General features: G+C 64.5%; 14 protein-coding genes and 1 tRNA gene. 10 read left to right on the plus strand and 5 right to left on the minus strand.

The window, feature by feature from the left end:
* A partial coding sequence (locus I2E26_RS01810; RefSeq protein ID WP_195419386.1) for an ABC transporter ATP-binding protein occupies positions 1 to 1,214 on the plus strand: 1,214 nt, incomplete at its 5' end.
* Positions 1,215 to 3,368, plus strand: coding sequence for an ABC transporter ATP-binding protein (locus I2E26_RS01815; protein WP_229056330.1), 2,154 nt, complete (start codon positions 1,215 to 1,217; stop codon positions 3,366 to 3,368).
* 328 nt (positions 3,369 to 3,696) lie between these two features.
* Here I2E26_RS01815 and I2E26_RS01820 read toward each other — a convergent pair whose 3' ends face one another.
* The 4 genes from I2E26_RS01820 to I2E26_RS01835 all read right to left on the minus strand — a co-directional run bounded on the left by I2E26_RS01820 (position 3,697) and on the right by I2E26_RS01835 (position 7,667).
* Positions 3,697 to 4,044, minus strand: coding sequence for an MGMT family protein (locus I2E26_RS01820; protein ID WP_195419387.1), 348 nt, complete (start codon positions 4,042 to 4,044; stop codon positions 3,697 to 3,699).
* Between the two features lie 321 nt (positions 4,045 to 4,365).
* On the minus strand, positions 4,366 to 5,211 hold the full coding sequence (locus I2E26_RS01825) for an HAD-IIB family hydrolase (RefSeq protein WP_195419388.1): 846 nt from the start codon (positions 5,209 to 5,211) through the stop codon (positions 4,366 to 4,368).
* 128 nt (positions 5,212 to 5,339) lie between these two features.
* A complete protein-coding gene (trpS, locus tag I2E26_RS01830) occupies positions 5,340 to 6,389 on the minus strand; it encodes a tryptophan--tRNA ligase (RefSeq protein WP_147587996.1) in 1,050 nt (349 codons plus the stop codon).
* Positions 6,390 to 6,443: 54 nt separating this feature from the next.
* Positions 6,444 to 7,667, minus strand: a complete 1,224-nt coding sequence (locus tag I2E26_RS01835; protein ID WP_195419389.1) for an MraY family glycosyltransferase — start codon at positions 7,665 to 7,667, stop codon at positions 6,444 to 6,446.
* Between the two features lie 229 nt (positions 7,668 to 7,896).
* Here I2E26_RS01835 and I2E26_RS01840 point away from each other — a divergent pair.
* The 7 genes from I2E26_RS01840 to I2E26_RS01870 all read left to right on the plus strand — a co-directional run bounded on the left by I2E26_RS01840 (position 7,897) and on the right by I2E26_RS01870 (position 14,981).
* Positions 7,897 to 7,972, plus strand: a tRNA-Ala gene (locus tag I2E26_RS01840).
* 643 nt (positions 7,973 to 8,615) lie between these two features.
* Complete coding sequence (locus I2E26_RS01845; protein ID WP_195419390.1) at positions 8,616 to 9,035, plus strand: DUF2871 domain-containing protein; 420 nt, start codon at positions 8,616 to 8,618, stop codon at positions 9,033 to 9,035.
* A 124-nt stretch (positions 9,036 to 9,159) separates the two neighbouring features.
* Positions 9,160 to 10,152: a radical SAM protein gene (locus I2E26_RS01850; protein WP_195419391.1), complete on the plus strand. Its 993-nt coding sequence runs from the start codon at positions 9,160 to 9,162 to the stop codon at positions 10,150 to 10,152.
* Positions 10,153 to 10,314: 162 nt separating this feature from the next.
* Positions 10,315 to 10,695, plus strand: coding sequence for a hypothetical protein (locus I2E26_RS01855; protein WP_147587999.1), 381 nt, complete (start codon positions 10,315 to 10,317; stop codon positions 10,693 to 10,695).
* A gap of 114 nt (positions 10,696 to 10,809) precedes the next feature.
* Positions 10,810 to 12,327: a nicotinate phosphoribosyltransferase gene (locus I2E26_RS01860; protein WP_195419392.1), complete on the plus strand. Its 1,518-nt coding sequence runs from the start codon at positions 10,810 to 10,812 to the stop codon at positions 12,325 to 12,327.
* A gap of 111 nt (positions 12,328 to 12,438) precedes the next feature.
* Positions 12,439 to 13,563, plus strand: a complete 1,125-nt coding sequence (gene proB / locus I2E26_RS01865; protein WP_195419393.1) for a glutamate 5-kinase — start codon at positions 12,439 to 12,441, stop codon at positions 13,561 to 13,563.
* 149 nt (positions 13,564 to 13,712) lie between these two features.
* A complete protein-coding gene (locus I2E26_RS01870; RefSeq protein WP_195419394.1) occupies positions 13,713 to 14,981 on the plus strand; it encodes a glutamate-5-semialdehyde dehydrogenase in 1,269 nt (422 codons plus the stop codon).
* Positions 14,982 to 15,062: 81 nt separating this feature from the next.
* Here I2E26_RS01870 and I2E26_RS01875 read toward each other — a convergent pair whose 3' ends face one another.
* Positions 15,063 to 15,902 carry a transposase gene (locus I2E26_RS01875; RefSeq protein WP_195419395.1) on the minus strand — a complete coding sequence of 280 codons (840 nt, stop codon included), beginning with the start codon at positions 15,900 to 15,902 and terminating at the stop codon, positions 15,063 to 15,065.
* Between the two features lie 497 nt (positions 15,903 to 16,399).
* Between I2E26_RS01875 and I2E26_RS01880 the strand changes: the two genes are divergently transcribed.
* The coding region (locus I2E26_RS01880) for a M14 family metallopeptidase (RefSeq protein ID WP_229056331.1) at positions 16,400 to 18,036 on the plus strand (1,637 nt) is incomplete at its 3' end.

Here is an 18,036-nt window from a genome sequence, read left to right on the forward strand (position 1 = left end):
GCTTCCGTCGCATGCAGCGCCTTACCGACGACCTCAATCGCGTCTCGCGCGAGAACCTGTCCGGCCTGTCCGTTATCCGCGCGTACAACGCCGAGGGCTACCAGGAGCGCCGATTCGGCCAGGTCAACGATACGCTCACCAACAACCAGCTGGTGGGCTACCGCACCATGGTGTTCCTCATGCCCACTATCCAGGCAACGATGAGCGGGCTGTCGCTGGCCATCTACTGGATCGGTGCGGCACTCATCGATTCCTCGGCCATGGCGGGCAAGATCGCGCTGTTTTCCGACATGATGGTGTTCTCCCAGTACGCCATCCAGGTCGTCATGGCCTTCATGATGCTCGTGATGATCTTCATGATCCTGCCGCGCGCCCAGGTGGCAGCCGGCCGCATCAACGAGGTCCTCGATACCGAGGCGTCGATCAGGGATGGAGCCCGCGAGCAGGGCGAGGCGGATCTTCGCGGCGAGATCGAGTTCCGCGACGTGACCTTCCGCTATCCGGATGCCGAGGGAAGCATGCTGCGCCATGTCTCGTTCAGCGCGCATCGCGGCGACACCGTCGCCTTTATCGGTGCGACCGGCTCGGGTAAGTCCACGGTCATCAACCTCATCCCGCGCTTCTACGACGCCACCTGGGGCCAGGTGCTGGTCGATGGCGTTGACGTGCGCGACTATTCCGTTCGCGCGCTGCGCAACAAGATCGGCTACGTCTCCCAGAAGGCAACGCTGTTCGGCGGCACGGTCAGCACCAACGTGGCGTACGGCGACAACGGCCGCGGCCCCGTGAGCGAGGCGGATGTCGCCGACGCCATCGACACCGCGCAGGCCGCGGAGTTCGTCAAGAAGATGGAGGGCGCCTACCATGCCCAGGTGGCTCAGGGCGGCGCGAACCTCTCCGGCGGCCAGCGCCAGCGCCTGTCGATCGCTCGCGCGATCGCGCGCAAACCCGAGATCTTGATCTTCGACGATAGCTTCTCCGCGCTCGATTACAAGACCGACCGCGTGCTGCGCGATGCCCTTGCCCGCGAATGCGCCGATACAACGCGCATCATCGTGGCCCAGCGTATCGGCACCATCCGCGATGCCGACCTGATCGTCGTGCTCGAGGACGGCCGTGTGGTGGGGCAGGGCACCCATGCCGAGCTGATGCGCGATTGCGAGACCTATCAGCAGATCGCCCTGTCCCAGCTGAGCGAAGAGGAGTTGATGTAGATGATGCACGGACATGCCTCTCACGGCGCACGCGGCCGCGATGGCGCGCCGCAGCGCGTCGACCATGCGACTTGGGGCAAGCTGCTGCGGTACTGCAGGCGCTACGTCCCCGCGGTCGCGGTGGCGCTCGTGTGCGCCATGGTCGGCACCGTCCTTACGCTGCTTGGCCCCAATATGCTCTCCGATATCACGGATGCGGTGCAAAACGGTATCGCGCCCGATACCGAGGCGCTCGAGCGGGTCGTCCAGACGGTGACGGAGAACATCGAGGCAAACGCCGGTGCCCGCGCGCGGCTGCAGGCCGGTGTCCCGGGCGAGGCGGCCGGGGATGCGGCCGGATCCGGCCTCGATGCAGGGGGCGCGGCAGCACCCTCGCTCGATGACCTGCCCGCCATGCCCGCGGAGGCGCGCACGGCGCTGCTCTCCGATGTCGAGGTGGATGGGGTCGTCATCACGGCGGCGGACCAGCAGAAGCTTCTCGATATCTTCGAGCATCTCGATATGAACGACACCGAGGCCGCCATGGCGGCTCTCGACGATCTTCCGGCATCGGTAAAGGGGCTCGTGGAGCCCGGTATCGACATGGGTTTCGTATGCCGGGTCGCGCTCACCCTGGTGAGCTTCTATGTGGCGAGCTACCTGCTCACCGTGCTGCAGGGCTGGATCATGACGACGGTCACGCAGCGCATCGGCCAGAGCATGCGCGCCGATATCTCGGCCAAGATCAACCGCCTGCCCATGTCCTACTTCAACACGGTGCCCAAGGGCGATATCCTCTCGCGCATCACCAACGACGTGGACATGCTCGGCCAGTCGCTCAACCAAAGCGTCGGCACGCTGCTGTCCGCGGTGGTTCTGTTCGCGGGCAGCCTGTTCATGATGGTCACCACCAACGGCTGGATGACCCTGGCCGCCGTGGGCGCGAGCTTGCTGGGCTTCGCGCTTATGATGGGCATCATGGGTCGCAGCCAGAAGTACTTCTTGCGCCAGCAGTCGGCCCTCGGCGCGCTGTCCGGCCATATCGAGGAGTCCTACACCGGCCACTCGGTCATCGCGGCGTACAACGCCGAGGACCGCGTCCGCGCCGAGTTCGACCGCATGAACGGCGAGCTGGTCGACGCGGGCTTCCGCGCCCAGTGCCTCTCGGGCCTCATGATGCCCATCATGATGTTCATCGGCAACTTCGGCTACGTGGCGGTATGCGTGGTGGGCGGCGCGCTGGCGCTGGACGGCCAGATCGGCTTCGGCGTGATCGTGGCGTTCATGCTCTACGTGCGCTACTTCACCCAGCCCCTGTCGCAGATCGCCCAGGGCGTGCAGGCGCTCCAGTCTGCCGGCGCGGCGGGCACGCGCGTCTTCGAGTTCCTGGAGGCTCCCGAGATGGCCGACGAGTCGGCGAAGCCGGCGTTGGCGGCCGGGTCCATGCGCGGCGAGGTCGAGTTCGACCATGTGCGCTTCACGTACCCCGGCTCCGATAAGCCGGTCATCAAGGATTTCTCGGCGCGCGCCCTGCCCGGCCAGAAGGTCGCCATCGTGGGTCCCACGGGTGCCGGTAAGACCACCATGGTCAACCTCCTCATGCGCTTCTTCGAGATCGATGGCGGACAGATTCGCATCGACGGCGTGCCGACCAGCGAGATGCGTCGCGAGGACGTCCACGCGTTGTTCTGCATGGTGTTGCAGGATACCTGGCTGTTCGAGGGCACGGTGCGCGAGAATCTCGTGTACTGCGACGAAGGCGTGACGGATGAGAAGATGCAGCGCGCATGCCGTTCCGTCGGCCTCGACCACTTCATCCGCTCGCTGCCCCAGGGTTACGACACGGTGCTGAACGACCAGGTCAACCTCTCCCAGGGTCAGAAGCAGCAGATGACCATCGCCCGCGCGATGATCGCCGACAAGCCCATGCTCATCCTCGACGAGGCGACCTCCAACGTCGATACGCGCACCGAGCTCAAGATTCAGCAGGCGATGGACGAGCTCATGAGCGGCCGCACGAGTTTCGTGATCGCGCACCGTCTCTCAACGATCAAGAATGCCGACCTCATCTTGGTGATGAAGGAAGGCGACATCATCGAGAGCGGCACGCATGAGGAGCTGCTGGCGGCAGGCGGGTTCTACGCGGACCTGTACAATTCCCAGTTCGCCGAGTAGCTCGCGCGAGCGCGACGAAGGGGTTTTAATCGACCGGCCCGGGCCTTTGGGAGCGCTCGAGCCGGTCTATTTGTGCAATTCTGTCGACTTTTCCCATCGATTTGCCAAATTCGCGAGTAGGCGCTCCTTGGGAGACCGGGAAAGCCCTGGTCATGGAATTGCGGCAACGATGGTGTACAAACGATATCTGAACTTTGATGTGTAAAGTCGGCGCTATTGCGCATGAACGGGCGTCGGTCTGCTGATCGGCGCCCGTTTCGCTACCTTTCACCCGTCCCGTCGACGCGGTCTGCGCGATTTCTACGAGCCGGTCCAGTGGCGTGCGGTGCTATTCGATGCCGGCGGTCCAACGGCTGACGGCAAGGTCCACGCGTCCATCGGGCAGGAATGCTACCCCCTCGGCTTCGAGCATCGCTCGCTGGGCCTCGGGTCCGCCGAAGGCGAAGCCGTCTGCCAGGCGTCCGTCGGCGAAGACGATGCGATGGCAGGGGATGGGCCCGGGATCCGGGTTGACATGGAGCGCGTAGCCCACGTAGCGTGCCCGCCGTGGGGCGCCGATGAGGGTGGCTATCTGTCCGTATGTCGCTACCGTACCGCGGGGGACCTGCTTGACCATGTCGTACACGGCGGCAAAGAAGCCGTCGCGGGCGCTATCGGTGGTGCGGGTTCGTGCCATGGAGCTCCCTTCGAATCGGCTGGGATGCATGTCGGTACGTCCCATCGTATCAACGCAGTGCAGGCCCGTCGCCATGAGCTGCGACGGGCCTGCACTGAGGTACACGTTGGAACCGCGCAGAGGGGAGGGACGCGATTCGCAAAACAAATTGGTCTTTATTAATTCGCCTGCGACCACTTTGTTCGTCTCTTACTATACGTAACAGTTAGCCAAAGGTAACTATGAATCTCGAGCACATAACGTCTCCACAAGTTACCCACGGCTTACTAATCGCAGCACGACGTAAGGGCCCTTGACACGCCGGTGGTGCCTGCACCCTGCTCATCGCTGGTACATCGCAGGCTCGAGATAGCGTTCGACCAGCTCTTCGAAGGCCCCTGCCATACCCGTGGTGTCGAGCACGACGTCGCAGTAGGGGCGGACGTCGTCGGTGACGTTCGCCACGCCTACGCCGAGCCCTGCCGTCGCGATCATCTCAAGGTCGTTGGCCGAGTCGCCAACGCCCACGCACTGTTCGAGCGGGATACCAAGGAGCGCGGACAGGCGCCGCAGCCCCTCGCCCTTGTCGATGCCGGCGGGCATGAACTCGAGATAGCGTCCGGAGGAATAGGTGGTCGCGAGCCCGAGCGCTGCGGCGCGTCCGCCCAGCTCGCTGCCAACGCGTTGGAGCGCAGGAAAATCGCCGTCCATGAATATGACCTTGACGAGCCGCTCATGCGAGAGGAACGCGAGCGTGTCGTGCTCCTTGGCATCGAAGAAGCTCACAAAGGACAGGCTCGAGAGATAGCGATGCTCGTCGGCGGGCGCATCGCACACGTAGACGGTCCCGGACTCGGCGTAAACATGCACGCACAGGTTGCGCTCGAGGCCCAGGCGATAGAGCTCGTTGGCGGTATCGAGGGAGATGCCGCATCGGGTGAGGGGCTCGTCGACGCCGTAGCGGTTGATGAAGCCGCCGTTGTAGGAGACCACATACAGGTCGCGCAGGAGATGCTCCGGCAGCTCGGCGAGGTTTTCCGCTATCGAGGCGTACGGGCGTCCCGAGGACGGGGCGAAGCGTATGCCCAGGTCGTGCATGCGTTCCAGCGCGCGTATATTCGCGGCGGGAATCCGGTGGTTCTCATCGAGAAACGTCTCGTCCATATCGCTTACCACGAGTTTGTACATCGTGCTCCTCTCGCTTGATAGAAGAAACGGGAGCCCGGCATGCGCGCTCCCGTCTAAATCCGTAGGGGCTGTCGGCGTCCGGTACCCGTAATCGGGGAAGGACGCCATGGGCGAGTATCCCAGCGGGCCTAGTAGACCATGCCCATCGCCTCGCGCACCTCGGCGAGCGTGGCCTCGGCCACCTCGTTGGCACGGCGGTTGCCCTCGCGCAGGACGTCCTTGACGTAGTCCATATCCTGGACGAGCTCCTCGCGGCGGGCGCGGATGGGGGCGAAGTACTCGTTCACGCTCTCGGTGACGTACTTCTTCAGCTGGCCGGAGCCGCCCATGCCGATCTCCTCGGCGATCTCGACCTCGGAGCGACCCGTGCAGATCGCGGCGGTGGAAAGCAGGCCGGACACGCCGGGACGCGCCTCGGGATCGAAGGTGATCATGCGCTCGCCATCGGTCTGGCTCTTCTTGATGCGCTTGGCGGTCTCCTCGGCGGTCATCGAGATGTTGATGGCGTTGCCGTAGGACTTGCTCATCTTGCGGCCGTCCAGTCCGGGCAGCAGCGGCGTGTCGGACAGCAGTGCGTCGACCTCGGGGAACACGTCGCCGTAGCGGTTGTTGAACTTGCGCGCGATGGTGCGGGTGAGCTCGATATGCGGCAGCTGGTCGCGGCCGACGGGAACAACGTTGCCCTTGCAGAAGAGGATGTCGCACGCCTGGTGGACGGGGTAGGTGAGCAGCAGGCCCGTGAGCTCGTGGCCGGAAGCCTCCATCTCGGCCTTGACGGTGGGGTTGCGCTGCAGCAGCGCCTCGGAGACGAGGGAGAGGAAGGGCAGCATGAGCTGGTTGCACGCGGGGACCGCGGAGTGCGTGTAGATCATGGTCTTATCGGGGTCCAGGCCGCAGGCAAGGTAGTCGATGACCATGTTGTAGACGTTGTCCTGGATGTTGTCCGTGCTGTCGCGGTCGGTGATGACCTGGTAGTCGGCGATGAGGACGTTGGTGTGCACGCCCAGCTCCTGCAGTTCGACGCGGCTCTTGAGGGTGCCGAAGTAGTGGCCCAGGTGCAGGCGGCCGGTGGGGCGGTCGCCGGTGAGCATGGTGTATTTCTCGGGGTGCAGGGGCAGGTCGGCGCGGATCTGGTTGCTGCGCTCCAGGCTGACTTCGTAGCTGAGCTCGTTGGGCATGATGACTCCTTTGGTCGCAGGGATGTTCGATTCGTTGAGAGGTGGGACCGTATGCTAGTTGCGAGGTTGCTTACGGTTCCTGATGTCGAGCTTCGAGCGGATTTTCTCGTGCTGCTCGCGTTCCGCCTCGACCTCGTCGGCGAAGCCCGGGTCTTCGGGGGTGACGATCTCGTCCTGTTGCGTCTTGGGGTTGTAGTGGTGGCGCAGGACGGGCTCGAACAGATGGAGCCGCATGGCGAAGCCGGCTGACAGCGCGAGCAGCGCGATGAAGATCACGATGCGCCACTGGACCTCGACCTGGTTGATCGCTGCGGCGCCCAGGTTGAGCAAGATGCACCAGAGGTAGATGAGGATGACTGCCTGGCGCTGGTCGTAGCCCTCTTCGATGAGGCGATGGTGGATGTGGCCCTTGTCCGCCTGGCCGATGCTGACGTGCGCGCGCATGCGGCGGATGATGGCCGAGAACGTATCGATGATGGGGACGCCGGCCACCAGCAGCGGGATGATGAGCGTGGTGAGGGCGGCCGTGCGCGTAACGTTGAGCAGGGAGATGGACCCCAGGGCGAAACCGAGCAGCAGCGAGCCCGAGTCGCCCATGAAGATGCTGGCGGGATGGAAGTTATAGCGCAAGAAGCCAAGGCAGGCGCCAACGAGGGCGATGGATAGCGCGGCGGCATCCGCGCGGCCGCCCAGGATGGCGAACGAGAACATCGAGCACGCCGCGATGGCGCTGATGCCGCATGCCAGCCCGTCGAGCCCGTCGATGAGGTTGATGATGTTGGTGTAAGCGACCAGGTACACGATGGTGATGGGGTAGGCGAGCAGGCCGAGCGATACCTCGCCGCCCGACGCGAACGGGTTGACCACCACGTTGATGAGCAGGCCGCTCGTCGCGGCGATCACGGCGGCGATGACCTGGCCCGCGAGCTTCGCTTTGGGCGTGAGCTGGAAGATATCGTCTGCGGCACCCGTGGCGAAGACGACGAGGAAGGCGAGGCCGAGCAACGGGTAGTTGATCTCCATGCTGGGATGCGGGATGAGCGCCGAGGGCCATCCCCAGTTGAGGGTGCCGAATATCTGCAGCGCGCATGCCACGAAGAGTCCGGCGAAGATGGCCAGGCCCCCTAGACGCGGAGTGGGCTTCGTGTTGATGCGGCGCTTGGACGGATAGTCAACGGCGCCCAGGCGCACGGCGATCTTCTTGGCAAGCGGCGTGAGGGCCAGCGTTGTCATGAGCGCGGCGGCTGCCAGGCATATGTAGGGAAGGGCAAGCGTCACGGAAGATCCCACTATCAGTAGAAAAGCCAATAATGGACCTATGATACCGAAGTTGGGCAGCGTGCGCTCCGCGCTTCCTATAATCACGGTCATAGCAGAATAGCTCTGGTCGGGTGCGCGTTCGCGGCACGGTCGCCGCTGGCGCGGGCGCACGATGGACGCCTTCGTATTAAATTCGGCATTTCCCATTGACACGCGCCGGGCGATGAATACAATTAAATTCTGTCCTGGGGACGTAGCTCAGCTGGGAGAGCGCTGCCGTCGCATGGCAGAGGCCGAGGGTTCGATTCCCTTCGTCTCCACCACAGGATCGTTCAAGGGTCGCCTTCGGGCGGCCCTTTTTGTTTGGCATCCCGCCCCGGCGCACGGATCCAGATGCCGTCCCCATGTATCTCCGTGTGAAGGCGATGCGCGGATGGTTGCCCCTGCCGCGGGCGGCGGTCGCATGCGCGCATGCGGGCGGCTTGGCGGATATTCGGTTGCGAAAGCGTTGCGCGCCGCGAGGACCGGTGCGTCGCGGCATGAAAAAACCGTCCCCCACGTTGCGAAATGAACCCACCTACTACCAGGTGGGTGCCCTCATCGTCCTTTCCAGCGTCCTTAACAACGAAGGATACCTGTAGCAGAAACGACTGTGTGGGCTCCCTAGAAAAACGCGACGGTTCACCCAGTTGCTCCGCGGGGGGCGGAATACCTTTATCTTAGAGCGCGCCGTTCGCAATACCAGTCTTGACTTGAAAAAATCAGTGCAGGATGATTAGCGGTACACGCGCGAATCGACGTCGCGAGATCCCCTTTCTAACCAATATCCAACAGGCGATTCCTGGTTGTTTTGATGTGCTGCCTTTCCGGTGGCACAAAATATATGAACTCTGTTCATTCTCAGTGAACGTTGTTCATAAGTTGGGTATAGTGCCTCTAACCTGTTGTTCCACCATTGGAGGCATCATGAAAAAATTTGCGAACCTCTCCATCGTCTATGCCGTCCTCGCGTTGGCGGGCGGTGTGTTCTATCGCGAATTCACCAAGTTCAACGGTTTCGAGGGCGCCACGTCGCTGGGATTCGTCCACCCGCACTACCTCGTGCTGGGTGCTTTGTTCTTCGTGGTGCTTATGATGTTGGAGAAGAATTTCCAGGTATCGCGGAAGCTCGGCCGCCTGTTGGTGCCGTATCAGATCGGACTCAACCTCAGCGTCGCGATGATGCTTGTCCGCGGTGTGACGCAGGTTCTGGCCGTGCAGCTCTCCTCGGGCGCCGATGCCGCCATCTCCGGCATCGCCGGCCTGGGCCACATCATCTTGGGCGTCAGCCTGGTCATGGTGCTCTTCAAGGTTCGCGATGCCGCCTGCGCCGGCGAGTCGAACTAGGTTTGATGTCCCGTGCCCGCGTGCGTGCGCGGTCGCGGTCGGCGCTACAATAGGAACGATGCACGTTGGCGCGCGTTCGGCTTCGAGGCCGGTCGCGCGCCTCTACTATGGAAAGGGGCCCTGCATGCCCGCGCCCGATCTTCTCCAGCCCTCTGCCCTCGAGCGCTGCGCGCTCTGTCCGCGCCGCTGCGGTACCGCCCGCGCCCAGGGTGCCCGCGGAATCTGCGGTGCCGGTGCGGAGCTCAAGATCGCCCGGGCGGCCTTGCATATGTGGGAGGAGCCGCCTATCTCCGGGGAGGCTGGTTCCGGCACCATCTTCTTTAGCGGATGCCCGCTCAAGTGCGTCTATTGCCAGAACCACGAGATCTCGACGGGGAACTTCGGCCTTGAGGTCTCCGAGGATCGTCTGGTCCAGATCATGCTCGAGCTCCAAGAGCAGGGGGCCAACAACATCAACCTGGTAACGGCGACGCATTTCGCCTACCTGGTGCCCGGTGCCGTGGCCCGCGCCCGCCAACGGGGCATGGCGCTGCCCATCGTCTACAACACCAGCGGCTACGAGCGCGTGGAGGCCGTGCACGCCTTGGCCGATACGGTGGATGTCTGGCTCACCGATTTCAAATACGCCGACGCCGCCCTGGCGCGACGGTTGTCGCACGTGGCCGATTACCCGCTTGTCGCCCAGCGAGCACTGGAAGCCATGGCGAAGCAGGTGGCCGATCGCGGCGGCGAGCTCTGGGATGCGGACGGGGCCCTGATGAAGCGCGGCATCATCGTGCGCCATCTGGTGCTTCCCGGCCATGCGGACGATTCGTGCGCCGTGCTCGACCTGATCTGGAAGACGGTCGGCGACGTGCCCATCTCGGTGATGAACCAGTACACGCCCAACGAGCGCGTTCGGGCGGCAGGCGGCGAGCTGGCGCGCGCCGTGACCGAGGAGGAATACGAGCTCGTCCTCGATCACGCGGACGAGCTCGGTTTCACCACTATGTTCTGGCAAGAAGGGGGAGCGGTCGACGAGAGCTTCACGCCCCCGTTCGATACCACGGGCGTGTTGCGCTCTGCCGCCTGTTGCGGGGATGGCTCCGCACCGGGTGATTCGGCTCCCGTTGGCTAGCAACGAGGTCTATGGGCGCCGTCGCGTCGCCGGCGCGCGGCATCGTCGCGGCGGCGCTCGGCCCTCGGCGGCGGAACCGCTCGAAACGGGTATACTTTCTTCCAAGTTTTTCGCATGCACGGCGACGCACCATGTCGCTGCCCTACATAAGGAGGTCGGCATATGACCGATCAGCAGGATACGCCGCTCACCGCCGAAGAGCGCGCCGAGCTCGAGGAGCTCCGTGCCGAAAAGGCCCGCCGCGAGGCCGAGGAGCGCGCCCGCCGCGAGCGCGCCGAGCTCGAGCAGCTCCGTGCCGAACGTGCCGCCGCCGAGGCGCCGCAGCCGGCCCCGGGCCCTGCGCGTGCGCGTCGCGTTGCCGACGAGCCGCCCGCGGTCAATCCGGAGAACCTCACCTTCGGCCAGAAGATGGTCATGACCAAAGACGAGGTGGACGACGACGGCATCCCGCCCATGCCGCCCGCGCAGAAGATCATCATCGTGGTCGCCTTGGTGGCGCTGGTCGCCGGCATGTGGTGGCTCGTGCAGGGCAATCTGGGCTAGCAGCAGGTTATACGGCCGCCGGCGCTTCGGTGCCGGCGGCTTTTCTATATTGAAATGCTTCGGGAGCCGGCGGCACTCGTCCGCGCGGCCCCGTACACGACGGGAGGAGAAGAGATGGCGCTCACCGACACCGCGTACACCACGGACGTCGCCATGCTCACCGATCTATACGAGCTCACGATGGCGCAGGGCCTGTGGGAAAACGGCAAGCTCGATGAGGAGGGCTGCTTCACGGCCTTCTACCGCGATCATCCGTTTGGAAGCGCGTTCGCCGTTATGTGCGGCACCGCCGAGCTGCCCGAGCTCGTCGAGAACCTGCGCTTCACCGCAGAGGACATCGCGTATCTCGCCGGGCTCACGGCCCCGGGCGGCGGCGCGCTGTTCAACCCCGCGTTCCTCGAGTACCTACGGGATTTCCGCATGCATGTGGATATCGACGCGGTGCCCGAGGGCGAGCTGGTGTTCCCGCGCGAGCCCATGGTGCGCGTGACGGGCTCGGCGCTGGAGTGCCAGCTCGTCGAGACCGCGCTGCTCAACACCATCAACTTCCAGACGCTGGTGGCGACCAAGACCGCGCGCGTGGTGCAGGCGGCGAAGGGGCGCCCGGTTGCGGAGTTCGGCTTGCGTCGCGCCCAGGGTCCCGACGGCGGCCTGGCGGTGGCGCGCGCGAGCTACGTGGCGGGATGCGCCTCGACCTCCAACGTGCTGGCGGGCCGGCGCTACGGCATCCCGGTGTTCGGCACGCATGCCCATAGCTGGGTGATGAGCTTCGATTCCGAGCTCGAGGCGTTCCGCGCCTTCGCGCGGTCCATGCCCAACAACTGCACGCTGCTCATCGATACCTATGATGTGCGCGAGGGCGTGGAGAACGCCATCGTGGTCGCCAAGGAGATGGAGGCGCGCGGCGAGCGCCTGTCGGCCATCCGCATCGATTCGGGCGATCTGGCCAAGCTGTCGGGCTACGTCCGCTCGCGTTTCGACGAGGAGGGCCTGGGCTACGTCAAGATATCGGTCTCCAACGACCTGGACGAGTACACGATCCAGTCGCTGCTCGACCAGGGCGCGCCCATCGACTCGTTCGGCGTGGGCACCAAGCTCGCCACCTGCTACGACCAGCCCGCCCTGGGCGGCGTCTACAAGCTCACGGCGCGCCGTCGCGCCGGCGAGGCGGCGTGGACGCCCGTGGTCAAGCTCTCCGAGCAGCCGTATAAGCGCACCATCCCCGGTATCCAGCAGGTGCGCCGCTACGAGGACGGCTCGGGGACCCCGGTGTGCGACATGATCTACGACGAGGCGTACCTTGCAGGCGAGGGGGCTTCGCGCGGCTCGACGCTCGTCGCGGTCAACGACGCGGCGCTCGTAACCGATGTATCGGGCTATGCGTACCGCGAGCTGCTGCAGCCATGCGTGCGCGACGGCCGGGCCGTGGCCCCGCGCGAGGACCTGGCGCTCGCCCGCGACCGCTGCTCGAAGGCGCTGGCGAGCCTCGACCCCGCGTATAAGCGCTTTTTGTACCCGCAGTCGTACGTGGTCGGCATGGAGTCGGGCCTCGCGCTCGTCCGCGACGAGCTCGTGCGCGAGCGCATGGCCGAGGCGTCCGGTTCCCTGCCGTGGAAGACGACCAAGTTCTAGCATCGCTCCACTGCGTGTTCGCACGCTCTGCGCTATGATGGGCAGACGAATCAAACCCGGCGCGCCGCCGCATCTCCGCGGCGGCGCGCCCTCGTATTACGGAGGTGTCCCATGACGGCGCAGCGCAAGACCATGGTGGTCAAGATCGGTTCCTCCACGCTGGTGGGGGACGACCGCCGTATCCGCCGTGATTTCATCGCCGACCTGGCGCGGCAGGCGCGCGCCCTGCGCGATATGGGATGGAATCTCGTGGTAGTGAGCTCCGGTGCCATCGCGTGCGGCGCGCCCAAGCTCGGTTTCGCGTCGAGGCCGGCCGATATGCCGAGCCTCCAGGCCTGCGCATCGGTGGGGCAGTGCATCCTTTCGGCCGTCTACGACGAGGAGTTCCGCGCGCAGGAGCTGCTCACCTCGCTGGTCCTGCTCACGCGCCACGATACCGCGCGGCGCACGTCGTACCTTCATGCGCGCGACGCCCTCACGCGCCTGGTGGACCTGGGCGTGGTGCCCGTGGTCAACGAGAACGACACGACCACGGTCGACGAGATCAAGTTCGGCGATAACGATACGCTTGCGGCGTTGGTGAGCTGCCTGGTCTCGGCCGACCTGTGCGTCACGCTCTCCGATATCGACGGGCTGTACACGGCGAACCCCTCGCTCGATCCCACGGCGACGTTCATCCCCCGCGTGACCAAGATCGATGCGGCCATCATCGGCTCCGCGGGCGATTCCACCACGTCGGTGGGCACGGGCGGCATGATCACGAAGATCCGCGCGAGCCGCATCCTCATGACGGCGGGCATCGCGAGCGTTATCTGCAGCGGCGAGGAGTGCGACGCGCTGGTGCGCCTGGCGGCGGGCGAGTCGGTTGGCACGCTGTTCGCGCCGCCCGCCGATCGACTGGATATCGCCCCGCGCAAGCTCTGGATCGCGCTGGGCGATTCCGCCCACGGCAGCGTGGTGGTTGACGAAGGGGCCGCGCGCGCGGTGGTGGAGTGCGGAAGCTCCCTGCTTCCGGTTGGCATTCGCAGCGTGCAGGGCACGTTTGCTGCGGGCGACGTGCTCGACGTGCGCGACGCCGACGGTTTCGTGATCGCCCGCGGGCGCGCGGCCGCGGGGTCCGACGAGCTGGAGCTCGCGTGCGGCCGTCGTCAGGACGATATCGCGCGCAACCACCTGCTCGCCGCGCTGGCCGGTAAGCCCGCCATTCATCGCGACGAGCTGATCGTGTTCGCTTAAGGCCCGTCCGCCGCGATTCCCATGTGCGGGCTGCGCGGCGGCGTGCATAGAGATTCGGGGTCGATCGCGCGAGCTGGTCGAAGCGCCTGTGTTCTCGCGCGCGATTCGAGTACCATGTTGACAGTATTTTCTGCGAGAGGAGCCAGGGTATGGCGGATAACATCGCTGCATATGTAGAGACGCTCGCGAGCGCGGCTAAGGCTGCCTCCAAGGAGCTTGGCTTCGCATCGAACGAGGAGCGCCAGGCTGCTGTTCGGGCGATGGCGGCCGGTCTGCGCGAGCATGCCGACGCTATCATCCGCGCGAACGAGCAGGACATGACGGCGGCTGTCGAGGCGGGTACCGCCGACGGCCTGCTGGACCGCCTGCTGCTAACGCCGCTGCGGATCGAGGCTATGGCCGAGGGCCTGGACGCTCTGGCCGACCTGCCCGATCCGGTGGGCCGCGTGATCGAGCGCCGCACGATTGACTGCGGCCTCAAGCTGCAGAAGGTGAGCGTGCCGCTGGGCCTGGTTGCCATGGTGTACGAGGCTCGCCCCAATGTGACGGCGGACGCCGCGGGCATCTGCATCCGCACGGGCAACGCATGCGTGCTGCGCGGTGGCTCGCTGGCGCAGAACTCCTGCGTCGCCATCGCGCACGTGCTCGCCGACGCCGTCGAGGCCTGCGGGTTCTCGCGCGACTGCGTGAGCATCGTCGAGACGACCGACCGTGCGGCCGCCGACGTGCTGATGAGCCTGCGCGGCGTGGTCGACGTGCTCATCCCGCGCGGTGGCGCCGGGCTCATCCGCCACTGCGTCGAGAACGCGAAGGTCCCCGTCATCGAGACGGGCACTGGCAACTGCCATATCTACGTGCATGAATCCGCCGATTTCACCAAGGCGCGCGCCATCGTGATGAACGCCAAGACGCAGCGCGTGGGCGTGTGCAACGCCGCCGAGACGCTGCTGGTCGACGAGGCGATCGCCGACGAGTTCCTGCCCGAGATGCTGTCGGAGCTCGATGCCGCGGGCGTTCTGGTCCATGGCGACGAGCGCACGCGCGATTTGGCGGACATCGTCAACTTCGTCGATGCGACCGATGAGGACTGGGCTCGCGAGTACCTCGCCATGGAGCTCGCGGTGAAGTGCGTGAGCGGCGAGGACGAGGCGCTCGAGCACATCGCCCGCTACGGCACCGGGCATTCCGAGGCCATCGTGGCCAAGAACAAGGCCGCCATCGAGCGTTTCCTGCACGAGGTCGACGCCAGCTCGGTCTATGCCAACGCGAGCACCCGCTTCACCGATGGCGCCGAGTTCGGTCTGGGCGCCGAGATCGGCATCTCCACCCAGAAGCTCCACGCCCGCGGCCCCTTCGCCGCCGAGGCCCTTACCAGCTACAAGTACGTCATCCGCGGCACCGGCCAAGTCCGCCCCTAACCCCTCTCAGATTAGGGACAGGCACCAATCTGAGAGGTGGCGCGCTCTCTCAGATTAGGGACAGGCACTAATCTGAGAGGCCTATTGGGAGGTGCGGTTGCTTGAGCGTCGCGCGATTCGGCCGACGGCCTTGCGGATCGTCCATTCCCCGATGCCGGTGAGTCGCTGAACGTGGGCGATCGAAATGCCGCCGTCGCACAGGGCGCTAAGGACGCGGTCTCTCGTTTCCTTCGGCAGCTCCTTTATGCTCGTGGCTGTACATCCGAATGCGTTGAAGACGCTGCGCGCCACCTGCTCGCGCTCGTCGGCTTCGGCGTATTTTCGAAAGGCGGGGCGGTACGGTTCCGGATCCTCGTGCAATGAAATTGCTGTGAACCCCTGCACGCCTCCAAGCATGTCGAGCAGGCTGCCGATGTCGGCATACGTCGACGCGCCGGAAGCGTATTCCGAATAGCTGCACCAAGGGTAGCGGCCGGGGGAGACGCCCATGCCTCGGAGCGGATTATCATGAACGTAGCGCACCGCGGCAAGCAGCTGCTTGTCATCGCGGATGGGAACGCTTCGGTAACGCCCTTCGAACACGTGCCCCGTGTGGCCGGTCTCGTGGTTGAGGTACGCCGCATATGTCGTCGTCACCCGGTGAAGTGCTTCGCTTATATGGTCGTGGGGGTCGTCGATGACGAGATGTATGTGGTTGCTCATCAGGCACCACGCGATAAGCGAGATCTCGCGGCATGTAAAAGAAGACCGGACGGCATCCAACAACGCCGTCCGGTCCGTATCGGTCTCGAACAAGTTCTGCTTTCCGTTACCCCTCAGGGTCACGTGGTAATAGCCGGTTTCCGATCGTTGTCGCGGCGCTCGTGGCATTGCAGCTCCTGTTCCATGTCGCGTGTGGATGTGCGTTCCGAGTTCGTGCAACTCTGGACAGGCTTCCCACATTAGCACGTTATCGTGCGCGCGGGCGCGGCCGCCTTTTCATCCACAACCCCCGGTCCACCTCTCAGAAAAGTGCCTGTCCCTAATCTGAGGTTTTTGCTCGCTGGCGCCACCCTCGCCTCTCAGAAAAGTGCCTGTCCCTAATCTGAGTGATCTGGTGGGCAGGGTGGTTCAACCCCCCCTCTGAAATAGGAAAAATAGCATTTCAAGCGCCTTTTCCGTTCGCCGATGCCAGCGTGTCGTTCGGCGAACGGCACACGACGTCGCGCGTGGGGAACGACATGATGGCGGTACCGAACAATTTGCGCTCGCACGCGGGCGGACCCGATCGGGTCGATGGACCGGTGAACTGTCGCCCGGCTCATTTTTTTGTGCCGATTTTGGCCGTTATCGCGTGCGGCGCTTCATGAAAAAGGGGGAATGCGCAGTTTTGGATGTACTCGCTGGATGGAATGGCATGTAGGAAAGGAGTTTGCGAGATGAATAGGAAGCATACCGTTCTCGCGACGACGGCGGGGTTGGCGCTCGCCTTGACCCTGGGGGGATGCGCGGGCGGATCGGTTCCGGCCGTCACCTTCCAAAACGTAACCGAGGGCGTGGACGAGTCCGCACCCGACAACATCACGATGCTCGAGGCGCGTTCGTTCGAGGCGACGGTGCCCGTCTCGGGCAAGTCGGCCGACGACCTGGCGGCCCTTATCGACGCGGGCAAGGTCGAATGGACGCTGCAGCGCGAGGAGCTGCCGCGCGACACCGAGCAGTTCCCGTACCAGTACAAGGGCGGCGCGCTGTCCGAGTGGAAGACGGTCGCGACCGAGATCCAGCCTTCGACCGAGTTCTTCACCAACATCAAGAACGAGCCCACCGAGGTCGATGGCAAGACGGCGCTCAAGCTCACCTTCGATTCCGGCATGTTCTACGGCTATGACGGCTTCGATGGCCGCGAGGGCGACCTCATGAACGACTCGCTGCTGGACTACACCGGCACCTATGAGCTGTCGTGCACGATCGATGGCAAGGAAGCCGGTACGGCCGAGGTCGACTTCCGTCCCTATGACACCTTCCGCACGCAGGAGGAGGTCGACGCCGAACTTCCCGAGCTGGTGAAGCAGGCAAACGAGAACGGGCTGTTCGCAAAGGTCGAGAAGATCGGCGAGTCCGCCCAGGGCCGCGATATCAACGCGGTCTTCGTCGCGAAGTCCGAGGCCGACCTGGATACCTACCTCGAGATGACCGACAAGATGGAAGCCGCTCCCGAGGAGCTGCAGAAGCAGGTCGAGGCGGGCGAGCTCGAGTACAAGGTGCCCGTCGTATACAGCAACATCCATTCCGACGAGATCATCGGTACCGACAGCGTGATGGAGTTCCTGCGCCTGCTCGCCGCCAACAAACCGGTCGATTACCGTACCGTGGCGAGCCTGACCGATCACGGCAAGGCGACGCTTTCGAGCGAGATGGAGCAGGACGGCACCGTGTGGTCCGAGATCATCAAGGACCAGGCGACCGGCGTGGGCTATATCCAGGGCAACGGCGCCAAGAACCCCACGGACACCGAGGAGAACCCGCACCATACCGTCGATATGACCGACGATGAGTTCCAGAGCTACTACAACCTCGAGGATCGCACCTTCGACGTCGAGAAGGCGCTCGACGACATGTTCTTCATCCTGGTGCCCACCGAGAACCCCGATGGTCGCGCCATCACCATGCGCACCGGCGGCAACGGCTTCGACCTCAACCGCGATAACACCTACCAGACGCAGCCCGAGACCCAGGCCATGACCGCCATGATCGCCAAGTGGAACCCCATCTCCCTGCATGAGATCCACGGGTACTACACCCAGTACCAGGTCGAGCCCTGCTCGCCCACGCACGACCCCAACAACGAGTACGACCTGTTCATCGATACCGCCATGGGACAGGGCGAGGCGTTCGCCGCGGCCTCCATCTCCAACAACGAGACCATCAACGCCGTCCAGATCCCCCTGCGCGACTACCTGGCCCGTGATGAGGACGGCACCCTCAATTGGAGTCCGTTCGACGACATGTCCTCGAGCTACACCCCGCAGTACGCCATGCTCCACGGCGTGAACGCCTACACGGTCGAGCTGCCCTA

The organism is Collinsella sp. D33t1_170424_A12 (genome assembly GCF_015554865.1).
Taxonomy (GTDB): Bacteria; Actinomycetota; Coriobacteriia; order Coriobacteriales; family Coriobacteriaceae; genus Collinsella.